The organism is Xenorhabdus sp. Sc-CR9 (assembly GCF_963897815.1).
In the GTDB taxonomy this organism is placed as follows: Bacteria; Pseudomonadota; Gammaproteobacteria; order Enterobacterales; family Enterobacteriaceae; genus Xenorhabdus.
In genome coordinates, this window is record NZ_CAWQTY010000222.1 from 58,459 (window position 1) to 71,614 (window position 13,156).

Below are 13,156 nucleotides of genomic sequence, written 5' to 3' on the forward strand. Positions count from 1 at the left end.
AGACCCTATTTTATTTCATCCTGAACTGGCCCTGTGAGCCAGTTCAGGATGTCATTATATTGAGATTAACGCTTTTTGCCAAAGGCGGCAGCCAGTGCATCACTCATGACTCTGTTGGTTATGGAAGCAGAACCTGAAGAACGGGAGGTCTGCTGGCGGTTTCTACCATTCCCGTTGCGACCGTTGCGCTGTTCCTGATGATTACCACCTTGAGAGCTACCACGGCGTGCCGATGTTTCGCCGGGCTGTTCATCAAGACGCATGGTTAATGCAATGCGTTTGCGGTTCAGGTCAACATCCATCACTTTCACTTTCACGATATCGCCTGTTTTGACCACAGTATGTGGATCTTCAATGAAGCGATCAGACAGGGAAGAAATGTGCACCAAGCCGTCCTGATGGACACCGATATCTACGAATGCACCGAAGTTGGTCACGTTGGTGACGGTGCCTTCCAGAATCATGCCGGTATGCAGATCATTCATTGTCTCAACGCCATCAGTAAATGTGGCTGTCTTGAATTCAGGACGTGGATCGCGCCCCGGTTTTTCCAGCTCTTTCAGAATGTCGGTGACGGTTGGGATACCAAATTTTTCTGTTGTGAAATCCTGTGCGTTCAAATTACGCAGGGTCGCAGGGTTACCTACCAGTTCAGGCAGAGTCTGCTCCATTATTGCCAGAATTTTCTCAACCACCGGATAGGCTTCAGGGTGAACGGTTGAAGCATCCAGTGGATTATCACCCTGACTGATACGCAGGAAACCTGCACATTGCAGGAAGGCTTTCGGGCCCAGACGACTAACTTTCAGTAATTGTTCACGGTTATTGAAGCGACCGTTTTCATCACGCCAGTTAACGATATTTTGGGCAACTGAACGGGTCAGGCCGGCAACACGAGTCAGCAGGGCGACGGATGCTGTATTCAGGTCAACGCCGACGCCGTTTACACAGTCCTCAACCACGGTATCCAATTTTTTGGCAAGCTGGGTCTGGCTGACATCATGCTGGTATTGACCAACACCAATTGATTTTGGTTCGATCTTCACCAGTTCTGCCAGTGGGTCTTGCAGGCGACGGGCAATAGAAACTGCACCACGCAGGGAGACATCCAAATCAGGGAATTCTAGTGCCGCCAATTCTGAAGCGGAATAAACGGATGCCCCTGCTTCGCTGACGACTACTTTCTGAGCTGTGACGTCAGGATATTGTTTCTGGACGTTGGCAAAGAAGCGCTCTGTTTCACGGGATGCGGTGCCATTGCCGATAGCGACCAGTTCCACTTGGTGTTTGGTACACAGGGCTGCAACACTGGCAGCAGCTTTATTTTCTTGCCCGGTATGTGGGTAGATGGTATCGGTAGCGATAAGTTTACCTGTTGCGTCAACAACAGCGACTTTTACCCCTGTACGCAAACCCGGGTCCAGTCCCATTGTTGCGCGCATACCCGCAGGTGCGGCCATCATCAGGTCGTGCAGGTTACGGGCAAATACGTTGATGGCCTCATCTTCGGCTTTCTCGCGCAGTGTGCCCATCAGCTCGGTTTCCAGATGCAGCAGCACTTTGATGCGCCATGTCCAGCTCACCACTGTTTTCCGCCAACTGTCAGCAGGAGCGTTATTCAGGCGCAGGTTGAGGTGATCAGTAATAATTTGCTCGCAATAGCTCTCTTTTGGCGCTTCCTCAAATTGAGGATCGGCATTCAGAGACAGTTGCAAAATCCCTTCGTTGCGTCCACGGAACATGGCAAGAGCACGGTGGGATGGAACAGCGGAAATGGCTTCATGATGATCGAAGTAATCGCTGAACTTAGCGCCTTTTTCTTCTTTGCCTTCAACAAGTTTGGACACCAAGTGGGCATTTTTCCACAGGTATTCGCGTACTTTCGCCAGCAGGGCAGCATCTTCGGCGAAGCGCTCCATCAGGATATAACGTGCGCCATCCAGTGCTGCTTTGGTATTGGCAACGCCTTTGTCGGCATCGACATGGGCAGCGGCTGCCAGCTCCGGATCTTGTTGCGGATCTTGCCAAAGCAGATCGGCCAGAGGCTCCAATCCGGCTTCAATGGCAGTTTGCCCACGAGTACGGCGTTTAGGCTTATAAGGCAGATATAAGTCTTCCAGTTCAGTTTTGCTTAGGGTGGCATTAATGGCCTCCGCAAGCTCAACTGTTAATTGTCCCTGCTCCTCAATGGATTTCAGAATAGTCTGGCGGCGGTTGGATAGTTCGCGCAGATATCCGAGGCGGATTTCGAGCTGGCGAAGCTGTGTATCATCTAGACCACCGGTAGCTTCTTTACGGTAACGGGCAATAAAAGGAACGGTATTTCCTTCATCAAGAAGAGTAATGGCGGCTTGGACTTGCTGTGGCTGAGCCTGTAGCTCACCGGCAATGATTCGACTTAAAGATTCATTCATGGTCTGTTTTCTTCAACTTTCTTAGCGCCTGTAGATATCCGAAGACATCATCAGACAGTGCCAGATAGGTTCAAATATCATCTGAAATAATATCGGCGTGGTTCAAACTGGCTCCATTTATACGTGCTGAGAGCGATAATTTCCAGTTTAGCGCGATTTTTCGATTCTGTTGCGACAGAATTCATCGAATATCTTACGGGTTGAGATATAGTACACCGCCATTAATCATCTTTTCTCAAGTGAGTTTTTTCATGGCCAAGAGTAACTACATTACACGAGAAGGTTGGCATGCGCTTGATCAGGAACTGAAATATCTTTGGAAAATTGAACGTCCTCAAGTCACTCAGGCTGTTTCGGATGCCGCCGCATTGGGTGATCGTTCGGAAAATGCAGAATATATTTATGGGAAAAAAAGATTAAGGGAAATTGACCGTCGTGTGCGATTTTTGTCCAAACGATTGGATATATTGCACATTGTCGATCCTGATCCACGGCAAGAAGGAAAAGTCTTTTTTGGGGCTTGGGTTAAAGTTGAAAACGAAGATGGTGAACAGCATATATTTCGTCTGGTAGGCTCGGATGAATTCGATCCTGCCAAGAAGTGGATCTCCATTGATTCTCCCGTGGCAAGGGGATTACTCGGCAAACAGGTTGACGATGAAGTCACAGTGATGACTCCCGGTGGCATGGCAACATACTGGATACTACAAATTGACTACCAGCTTCTGGCATAAATCGGGATGATTGAGTCATAAACAGGAGGGCAAGGATAGAAAACCAAAACATAAGCAATTATTGCCAATCCCGCTAATGGCTTTAAAATACCTTCGATTATCTCTATTGAATACGGGTGAATATGGGTTTTCTGTAAGAACCATGGATATTGCAGGCATGGAGCATCTTGGGAGCTGAAACATGCAAGAGAGTTATAAGATCCTTGTTGTTGATGATGATATGCGCTTGAGGGCGTTGCTGGAGCGTTATTTATCTGAGCAGGGATTTCAAGTCCGTAGTGCAGCGAATGCAGAGCAGATGAATCGTTTATTGACCAGAGAGTCTATTCAATTGATTATTCTGGATTTAATGCTACCGGGTGAGGATGGTTTGTCTATCTGCCGAAGATTGAGAAGTCAAAATAACGCTATCCCGATCATCATGATATCCGCGAAAGGGGAAGAGGTTGATCGGATTGTTGGCCTTGAGATTGGGGCTGATGATTATCTGCCCAAGCCATTCAACCCGCGTGAATTGCTGGCACGTATGCGTGCTGTCCTGCGTCGTCAGACTAATGAGTTGCCGGGCGCGCCGACAGCGGATGATGCGGTGGTCAAGTTTGGAAAATTTAAACTGGATCTCGGAACACGTGAAATGTTTCATCAAGATGAACAATTGTCTTTAACCAGCGGTGAGTTTTCCGTACTGAAGGTTTTGGTTTCTCATCCACGTGAGCCACTGTCACGGGATAAATTGATGAATCTGGCCCGTGGGCGGGAGTATGGTGCGATGGAGCGTTCCATTGATGTACAGGTTTCCCGTCTGCGTCGTCTGATTGAAGAAGATCCTGCCCATCCCCGCTATATTCAGACAGTTTGGGGATTAGGGTACGTTTTTGTTCCTGATGGAAACAAAGTATGAGAAGGCTATGGCTTTCATTGCGTACTTTGTTTCATCGCACTTGGTATCTGGTGCTGGCGATGTTACTGGGCAGTTTGCTGATGAGTTCTCTCATCGTCCAGTTGCTGGTGAGGGTAGAAAAACTTTCATTCTGCACCGTATTCCCTTATATCTTTATCAGTGTTTTTATGACGGTGTCTTTGTTGTCCGCAGCATTCTGGCGATATATCCATATCCAGAAACAGTCACTGAAAGCCATGCAAAAAGCGGCCATAGATATGGGTGAGGGAAGAAAGGTCACATCATTGCCTGAAACGGGATCATCCGCAATACGCTCGTTGGTTAGCACTTTTAACCAGATGTCGGATAGGTTGAAATTACAGGAAAGCGATCGGGCATTTCTGATGGCCGGAGTGAGCCATGATTTACGCACTCCACTTACCCGTATTCGGTTGGCAGTGGAGATGATGGAAGGAACGGAAGAGTTTCTCACAGAGTCCATCCATCGGGACATCGAAGAGTGTAATACCATCATTGATCAGTTTATCGATTATCAGCGGGCAGGGCAGAATATGCCGATGACATGCTGTGAATTGAATGAGCTGATTGAAGCCGTTATTGAACCGGAAACGGTCATTGGGGCAGATCCACACTGTAAAGTGAATATTGAAAATTGCCTGTCTGAGCGTCCGATTCTCATTTTAGCCAACCCACTTTCCATTAAGCGCGTCATCGCCAATATGTTCACTAATGCCCAGCGTTATGGCAACGGATGGATTCGAATCAGCAGTGGAACGACGGAAGAATGTGGTTGGTTTCAGGTCGAAGACAACGGTTGCGGCATGGCAAAAGAAGACATGGTTATTTTGTTCCAGCCTTTTATGCAGGGACAAAGGAGCAGCAATAACCGTGGCGTGGGTTTGGGACTATCGATCATCCGTCGCATTATTGATAGTCACGAGGGATATATAGACGTGGGAGAAAGTGACAAAGGGGGATTATCCATTCGCGCCTATCTCCCATTGAATGCAAAATAGATTTCCCCAGAAACGCGCTGTCATAAAAATGTCATAATTAATACATTTTACTGTCATTGAATTCACCTATTTTTCCTCCTGTTTCATTTTTAAACTGAAAAACCAGATTGTTGACGATCTTTAACATCCGTTTTTAATTAATGATGTGTATCCCAGCAGGAGGGAGTATGAAATCAATGCGTACCACCGTGGCAAGCATCATGGCAACTGTATTTGCTGTGACATCTCTGTCTTCATTTGCTGCTACCAGCTTGACGGGGGCAGGTGCGACATTTCCCGCACCGATATATACCAAGTGGGCGGATTCTTATCAAAAAGAAACAGGTAGCAAAATCAATTACCAAGGCATTGGTTCTTCTGGCGGCGTAAAGCAGATTATTGCGAATACTGTTGATTTTGGTGCATCCGATGCCCCGCTTTCTGATGAAAAATTGGCGGCTGATGGCCTGTTTCAGTTTCCAACAGTAATCGGTGGTATTGTGCTGGCGGTGAATATTTCAGGCATTAAATCTGGTCAATTGGTTCTGGATGGCACAACTCTCGGCGATATTTATCTGGGCAATATCAAGAAATGGAATGATCCTGCTATTGCAAAACTGAATCCAGATCTCAAACTGCCGGATCAGAACATCGCGGTAGTGCGTCGTGCGGATGGTTCAGGGACCACCTACGTTTTTACTCGCTATTTGTCCAAAGTTAACAGTGGCTGGAAAGAAAAAGTCGGGGCAGGGACTACCGTCAAATGGCCGACCGGCCTGGGCGGCAAAGGCAATGATGGCATCGCTGCCTTTGTGCAACGTCTGCCGGGTTCTATCGGTTACGTTGAATACGCTTATGCGAAACAAAATAACCTTGCTTACACCAAATTAGTCGCAGCAGATGGCGCAGCAGTGGCACCTACGGCAGAGAGTTTCAGTGCCGCAGCCAAAGGCGCAGACTGGAGCCGCAGTTTTGCGCAGGATCTGACAAATCAGCAAGGCGCTGACGCGTGGCCAATAACTTCTACCACATTCGTTCTCATTCACAAGCAACAGGCAAATGCCTCAAAGGGTGCAGAATCCCTCAAATTCTTCGATTGGGTGTATGACAAAGGCAAAGATCAGGCGAAAGATCTGGATTATGTCGCTCTGCCAAAAGAAGTGATCACTCAGGTACGGGCAGCATGGAAGAGCAACATCAAAGATAGCAGTGGCAACCCGCTGTATTGATAGGTTTTTTTAATCTTACCACCGTTGAGAATAGGCAATTGCTAAATGTTCCCCCCTTAGAGGGGGAAAATAACCCAAAATGAGAATCAAGCGTATGGCCGAACGTAAAACGGCACTGAAAGCACCAAGTAAAAATGGCGATATTATTTTCAGCGCTCTGGTTAGACTGGCAGCGCTGCTGACTTTATTCCTTCTGGGGGGCATTATCATTTCATTGATTATTGCTTCTTGGCCAAGTATACAGACATTCGGCGTTGCCTTTTTGTGGAGCAAAGACTGGGATGCGCCAGCAGGCGTGTTTGGTGCACTGGTTCCGATTTATGGCACATTGATGACCTCATTGATTGCCTTGATTATTGCGGTTCCGGTGAGCTTTGGCATCGCATTGTTTTTGACGGAGCTGGCACCGAATTGGCTGAAGCGTCCGCTGGGCATAGCCATTGAACTGTTGGCGGCTATCCCGAGTATCGTTTATGGCATGTGGGGATTGTTTGTCTTTGCCCCGCTGTTTGCCACTTATTTCCAGCAACCCGTGGGTGATGTGCTATCGAGTATCCCTATTGTGGGCGAACTGTTTTCCGGTCCCGCCTTTGGTATCGGCATTCTGGCAGCGGGTATCATTCTTGCCATCATGATTATTCCCTATATCGCTTCTGTCATGCGTGATGTGTTTGAGCAAACGCCGGTCATGATGAAAGAATCCGCTTATGGAATAGGTTGTACAACATGGGAAGTGATTTGGCATATCGTTCTGCCTTACACCAAAAATGGTGTGATTGGCGGCGTGATGCTGGGGCTTGGCCGTGCCTTGGGAGAAACAATGGCCGTGACCTTTATCATCGGTAATACCTACCAGCTTGACAGTTTATCTCTGTACATGCCCGGAAACAGCATTACTTCTGCGTTGGCGAACGAATTTGCCGAGGCTGAATCCGGCCTGCATACCGCGGCATTGATGGAGCTGGGGCTGATCCTGTTTGTGATCACTTTTATTGTGTTGGCATTGTCAAAATTGATGATGATGCGTCTGGCAAAAAATGAGGGACGCTGAGATGACAACCATCCAGAACCAACAGCCGCATATCGTTGGCACACTCAATGAAGTTGATATGAACAGCCGTCGTCGTATGCAGTCATGGCGCCGCCAGAAAAACCGCATTGCGTTGATGTTATCCATGGCAACCATGGCATTTGGTCTGTTCTGGCTGAGCTGGATCTTAATTTCCACCGTCACCAAAGGCATTGATGGCATGTCGCTGGCGTTGTTCACCGAAATGACACCGCCTCCCAATACTGCGGGTGGCGGGCTGGCAAATGCCATCGTCGGCAGTGGGCTGCTGATCTTCTGGGCGACCGTTTTCGGCACACCATTGGGCATTATGGCGGGGATCTATCTGGCAGAATATGGTCGTCGTTCGTGGCTGGCAGAAATTATCCGCTTTATTAATGATATCCTGCTTTCTGCGCCATCAATTGTGGTCGGGTTGTTTGTCTACACGGTTGTCGTGATGAAAGTTCAACATTTCTCCGGTTGGGCGGGTGTTATCGCACTGGCGTTGTTGCAGGTTCCGATCGTTATCCGCACGACAGAAAATATGCTGAAACTGGTACCCGATAACCTGCGTGAAGCGGCTTATGCGCTGGGGACACCAAAATGGAAAATGATCTCTGCCATTACATTAAAAGCGTCGATATCCGGTATTATTACCGGTGTATTGCTGGCAATTGCCCGTATTGCCGGTGAAACGGCACCATTGCTGTTCACGTCACTTTCCAACCAATTCTGGAGCACAGATCTCAGCCAGCCGATTGCGAACCTGCCTGTCACTATCTTCAAGTTTGCCATGAGTCCCTTCTCTGAGTGGCAGCAACTGGCATGGGCGGGCGTATTGCTGATTACTCTGTGCGTACTGCTGATTAATATTGTGGCGCGTGTGCTGTTTGCGAAGAAGAAGCACGAACGTTTCTATAGGTAAAGTTATAGGTAAAGAGAACTCTGATGAATAAGGCTAATGACATTCCGGTAAGCGAAATCGCAGGGAGCAAAATTCAGGTACGTGATCTGAACTTCTATTACGGCAAATTTCACGCGCTGAAAAACATCACGCTGGATATCGCGCAGAACAAAGTAACGGCATTTATCGGGCCGTCAGGATGTGGCAAATCCACATTGTTGCGCACGTTCAACAAAATGTATGAACTGTACGGTGAACAGAGAGCAGAAGGTGAAATCATTCTGGATGGCACCGATATTCTGATGGATAAGCAGGATATTGCCTTGTTGCGCGCTAAGGTCGGGATGGTATTCCAGAAACCGACGCCATTTCCGATGTCCATTTATGACAACATTGCTTTCGGCGTGCGCTTATTTGAAAAGTTGCCAAGGGCTGAGATGGATGAACGTGTCCAGTGGGCACTGACAAAGGCAGCATTGTGGAATGAGACCAAAGATAAACTGCACCAGAGTGGATATAGTCTTTCCGGTGGTCAGCAACAGCGCCTGTGCATAGCCCGCGGGATCGCGATCCGCCCTGAAGTCTTGTTGCTGGATGAGCCTTGTTCGGCACTTGACCCAATTTCTACCGGTCGTATAGAAGAGTTGATCAGTGAACTGAAATCGGAATATACCGTTGTGATTGTTACCCACAATATGCAGCAGGCGGCCCGCTGTTCTGATTACACGGCATTTATGTACCTCGGTGAACTGATTGAATTCAGTAACACCGACAGGTTGTTCACCACACCGAAGATGAAACAGACCGAAGATTACATTACGGGTCGTTACGGTTGATACGGGGTATAGCACACTATGGATAATCTGAATCTCAGCAAACACATTTCCGGTCAGTTTAACGCTGAACTGGAGCATATACGCACGGAATTGATGACAATGGGCGGGCTGGTGGAAGAACAGCTCAGAAAAGCCATTCTGGCAATGCACAATCAGGACGAAACGCTGGCACAGCAAGTGATTGAAGATGACCAGAAAGTCAACATGATGGAAGTGTCTATTGACGAAGCCTGCGTCCGCATCATTGCAAAGCGGCAACCGACCGCCAGCGACCTGCGTCTAATCATGGTGATCTCAAAGACCATTGCTGAACTGGAACGCATTGGCGATGTAGCCAATAAAATCTGCCAGACCGCCCTTGAAAAGTTTTCACATCAGCAGCAATCCCTGCTGGTCAGCCTTGAATCGTTGGGCAACCATACTATCCAAATGTTACATGATGTTTTGGATGCGTTTGCCCGTATGGATCTGGAAGAAGCGGTTCGTATTTATCATGAAGATAAAAAAGTTGATCAGGAATACGAAGGCATTGTCCGGCAGCTAATGACTTACATGATGGAAGATCCCAGAACCATTCCGAATGTAATGACCGCACTTTTCTGCGCCCGATCCATTGAGCGCATTGGTGATCGTTGCCAGAATATTTGTGAATTTATCTTCTATTACGTTAAAGGACAGGATTTCCGTCACGTGGGTGGAGATAAACTGGAAAAACTATTAACCCAAAAAGAGTAACTTTAACCATTTGAAACGCTGAAATTTTCCTCCGGCGTTTCTTTTTATATTCCATAAAGGAATAAATATATCATTTTATATGATTTCAGGTGCTATATCGAAATTGATAGCTTTTGTTGGTCATATAAAAATTAATAACCAACAGGGGTGTTCAATGAAAATTCGCAATAAATCTCGCGTAGCGATTACTGTACTGTTGACCAGTTTGGCACTGGTTTCTGGTGTAGCAAAGGCAGATAAACTTGATGACATTAAAAAAGCCGGCAAGGTACGCATTGCGGTATTTGACAGTAACCCACCATTTGGTTTTATCGACCCTCAAACGAAAAAGCTGGCAGGCTATGATGTGGATATCGCTAATGCGATTGCCAGTGATTTGGGCGTGAAGCTGGAATTGCGCCCGACCAATCCGGCAAACCGTATTCCTCTGCTCTCGTCCAAGAAAATTGATCTGATTGCTGCTAATTTCACGATTACTGACGAACGCGCAAAACAAGTTGATTTCTCCATTCCTTACTTTGCCACCGGCCAGAAATTTATTGCCCGCAAAGGCGTTCTGACCAACCCTGACGATATCGCCAAATTGCGTATCGGGGCAGATAAGGGAACAGTACAGGAAATCACGCTACGTGAGCGTTACCCAACGGCAAAAGTTATCTCTTATGACGATACACCACTGGCATTCGCTGCCCTGAGAAACGGCAATGTTCAAGCGATCACGCAGGATGATGCAAAGCTGGTTGGCTTGCTGGCGAATGTTCCTGAAGCCCAGAAAGCCGACTTTGAAATTTCACCTTTCAGCATTACCCGCGAATATCAGTCAGTAGCGGCCAGCAAAGGAGAAGGGCGCCTGATTGGTGCGGTTAACCAGACGTTATTGAAACTGGAGAAAGAGGGCGAAGCGGAGAAAATTTACAACCGCTGGTTTGGCCCGGAAACTAAATCATCCCAGCCGCGTGGCGACTTTAAATTCGCTCCATTAGAGAGTCAGGCAAAACCGTAATCCTTTATACCTTTTGTCTTGCAAGCTGCAACCCGAAATCCATTGGGTATATAAAATCCTTTGGGTATATAGAAATAGTGCCTGAAACCAGCCCCGTCACTGCGGGGCTTTGCTGTTTGTTTATGCGGTGAATGATATGTTTGAACAGTTTATGACTGAGCACTTACTGGCTCCTGAATATCTGCAATGGCTCTGGCAGGGTTTTTTGGTCACCCTGTGGCTTTCTGCCTGTGCCATTGTTTCCTCCTCCTTACTGGGTTTCTTGATTGCTGCCGCGCGGGATAGCCAGATTAAGCCATTGCGCTGGCTGGTCACGGCTTACACAACGGTATTTCGCAATACTCCCTTGTTGGTACAGCTATTTTTCTGGTACTTCGCATCCGGTCAGATTTTGCCGCAAGATGCGATGATATGGCTGAATACGCCTCATAAAGCAACAATGTGTGGCCTGACACTGGAATGGCCATCCTTCGAGTTTTTGGCGGGCTTTATCGGTTTAACGCTCTATTCCGCACCTTTTGTGGCGGAAGAGTTACGAGCGGGCATTCAGGGGGTCGGACGGGGGCAGAAATACGCAGCCCATGCGCTAGGCTTAAGGGGCTGGCAGGCTATGCGCCATGTTGTGCTGCCACAGGCACTGAAAATAGCCATGCCGCCATTGTTGGGGCAGTACATGAATATTGTCAAAAACTCTTCATTAACGATGGCAATTGGTGTTGCTGAACTCTCCTATGCTTCCCGTCAGGTAGAAACCCAATCCTTGCAGACCTTTGAGGCCTTTGGTGTTGCGACCGTGCTTTATATCGCCATTATCGCCGTGATGGAAGGCTGGGGACAGTGGCACCAGCAGAGAACATTAGCGAGGGGATACTGATATGGATTTTACTGTTATTGCAGAAAACTGGCGCTATTTGCTGTTGGGAACCTTTCCTGATGGGCCATTGGAAGGTGCGGCTTTAACGCTGTCAATCAGTATCATGGCCGGAGGGATCTCTGTTGTACTGGGGATTGTGGCTGGTGTTGCACTGGCGATGCTGCACGGATTTTGGGTCAACCTGCTGGCAGCCATGCTGGGTTTCTTCCGGGCTATTCCGGTCATCATGCTGATTTTCTGGACATATTTCCTGTTGCCTGTGGTATTGGGCATGGAGATTCCTGAAATCACGACTGTCGTTTGCGCACTGGCACTGATTACCTCGGCTTATCTGGCTCATGGCGTTAAAGCGGGAATCTTGGCGATTGGCGAAGGCCAATGGCGAGCGGGATTATCACTGGGATTCAACCGGTGGGAAGTATTGTGGTATATCGTTTTACCGCAGGCATTGCGCATGATGATGCCTTCATTCATCAACCAATGGATTGCGTTAATTAAAGATACTTCGCTGGCCTATATTGTTGGCGTAGCGGAATTATCATTTTTGGCGACTCAAGTGAATAACCGCAGCATGGTTTATCCGATGGAAGTCTTTTTGTTCGTTGCGTTGGTTTATTTTGTCATGTGCTTATCACTGGAGTTAATTGCCAATTACATTGCACGTCACTTCTCCGTGAAACGTGAAAAAACAGCACTTTTCGGATTTTGGCGTAAAAAAACAATCAAGGTGGTTCCACAGAATTAATATCTTAAGTTGAAAGATATTTTTGCAGTTGTATTCATTCCCTGTCCTGTAGCAGGGAATTTTTTTAGATTAATCGAAAAAACTCTAATTTTATTCCTTTTGCTAGACTGATATTTTTCTTATTGAAGAGAAATATTTTTATTTATGTTGCTGGTCTGGTTTTTAAGATTTGGTTTATATTTTGTGGTTGAATTTTATGCTATCATAACGAAGTAACCACAAGATAATAATATTCAAGGATTAATATAATATGGCAAATTCGATTTATGTAACGGTTAAAGGAAAACTCCAGGGATTGATTTCTCAAGGATGCTCGACACTGGATTCTATTGGTAATAAATTTCAGTTAGGCCATGAAGATCAACTTTTTGTATTACAATTCAATCATGGCATTTCTCGTTCACAGAATGTGGCCCATCAACCGGTTAAATTTATAAAGCCTCTGGATAAATCATCTCCGTTATTAATGATGGCAATTTCAAATAATGAGGAGCTTGACCTGATGTTTGACTTTTATCGAACATCACAAGCAGGTGGTCAGGAACGTTATTATTCGGTTAATTTGCGTAATGCAAAGTTAATAAGTTTGAATGTTCAGTACCCGCACTCGATTAATCATAATGATCAGCAACCAGAAGAAGTTGTTTCAGTAAAATATAAAGATATTGTTTGTCAGCATCATGCAGCAGGCACATCTGGATATTGTGCTTGGGAAGAAACAGTTTATTAATTAAC

Annotated in this window: 13 protein-coding genes; 12 read left to right on the forward strand and 1 reads right to left on the reverse strand. The window is 46.8% G+C overall.

The window, feature by feature from the left end; genetic code table 11:
* Positions 1 to 65 precede the first annotated feature (65 nt).
* Positions 66 to 2,414: a Tex family protein gene (locus tag AACQ81_RS17830; protein WP_237385777.1), complete on the reverse strand. Its 2,349-nt coding sequence runs from the start codon at positions 2,412 to 2,414 to the stop codon at positions 66 to 68.
* A gap of 251 nt (positions 2,415 to 2,665) precedes the next feature.
* Here AACQ81_RS17830 and greB point away from each other — a divergent pair, with 251 nt between their 5' ends.
* The 12 genes from greB (at position 2,666) to AACQ81_RS17890 (ending at position 13,151) form a co-directional block, all read left to right on the forward strand.
* Entirely contained in the window at positions 2,666 to 3,148 is a 483-nt protein-coding gene (gene greB, locus AACQ81_RS17835; RefSeq protein ID WP_237385778.1) for a transcription elongation factor GreB, read from the forward strand.
* Positions 3,149 to 3,329: 181 nt separating this feature from the next.
* Positions 3,330 to 4,049, forward strand: a complete 720-nt coding sequence (ompR, locus tag AACQ81_RS17840) for an osmolarity response regulator transcription factor OmpR (protein WP_237385779.1) — start codon at positions 3,330 to 3,332, stop codon at positions 4,047 to 4,049.
* Positions 4,046 to 5,065, forward strand: coding sequence for an ATP-binding protein (locus AACQ81_RS17845; RefSeq protein WP_237385780.1), 1,020 nt, complete (start codon positions 4,046 to 4,048; stop codon positions 5,063 to 5,065). Before ompR ends, AACQ81_RS17845 begins: the two co-directional genes overlap by 4 nt.
* A 167-nt stretch (positions 5,066 to 5,232) precedes the next feature.
* The gene (gene pstS / locus AACQ81_RS17850; protein WP_237385781.1) at positions 5,233 to 6,273 is read left to right on the forward strand and encodes a phosphate ABC transporter substrate-binding protein PstS; all 1,041 of its coding nucleotides are present in this window, start codon (positions 5,233 to 5,235) and stop codon (positions 6,271 to 6,273) included.
* A gap of 94 nt (positions 6,274 to 6,367) precedes the next feature.
* The gene (gene pstC / locus AACQ81_RS17855; protein ID WP_237385782.1) at positions 6,368 to 7,324 is read left to right on the forward strand and encodes a phosphate ABC transporter permease PstC; all 957 of its coding nucleotides are present in this window, start codon (positions 6,368 to 6,370) and stop codon (positions 7,322 to 7,324) included.
* Between the two features lies 1 nt (position 7,325).
* A complete protein-coding gene (gene pstA, locus AACQ81_RS17860) occupies positions 7,326 to 8,249 on the forward strand; it encodes a phosphate ABC transporter permease PstA (RefSeq protein ID WP_443089518.1) in 924 nt (307 codons plus the stop codon).
* A 23-nt stretch (positions 8,250 to 8,272) separates the two neighbouring features.
* Entirely contained in the window at positions 8,273 to 9,064 is a 792-nt protein-coding gene (pstB, locus tag AACQ81_RS17865; RefSeq protein WP_237385783.1) for a phosphate ABC transporter ATP-binding protein PstB, read from the forward strand.
* An 18-nt stretch (positions 9,065 to 9,082) separates the two neighbouring features.
* Complete coding sequence (phoU, locus tag AACQ81_RS17870; RefSeq protein WP_237385784.1) at positions 9,083 to 9,799, forward strand: phosphate signaling complex protein PhoU; 717 nt, start codon at positions 9,083 to 9,085, stop codon at positions 9,797 to 9,799.
* A gap of 154 nt (positions 9,800 to 9,953) precedes the next feature.
* Positions 9,954 to 10,802 (forward strand): ABC transporter substrate-binding protein, encoded by an 849-nt coding sequence (locus AACQ81_RS17875; RefSeq protein WP_237385786.1) that lies wholly within the window; start codon positions 9,954 to 9,956, stop codon positions 10,800 to 10,802.
* A 136-nt stretch (positions 10,803 to 10,938) separates the two neighbouring features.
* Positions 10,939 to 11,676, forward strand: a complete 738-nt coding sequence (locus AACQ81_RS17880) for an amino acid ABC transporter permease (protein WP_237385787.1) — start codon at positions 10,939 to 10,941, stop codon at positions 11,674 to 11,676.
* A 1-nt stretch (position 11,677) separates the two neighbouring features.
* Positions 11,678 to 12,421, forward strand: coding sequence for an amino acid ABC transporter permease (locus tag AACQ81_RS17885; RefSeq protein WP_237385788.1), 744 nt, complete (start codon positions 11,678 to 11,680; stop codon positions 12,419 to 12,421).
* A 250-nt stretch (positions 12,422 to 12,671) separates the two neighbouring features.
* Positions 12,672 to 13,151: an Hcp family type VI secretion system effector gene (locus AACQ81_RS17890; RefSeq protein WP_092550405.1), complete on the forward strand. Its 480-nt coding sequence runs from the start codon at positions 12,672 to 12,674 to the stop codon at positions 13,149 to 13,151.
* Positions 13,152 to 13,156 lie beyond the last annotated feature (5 nt).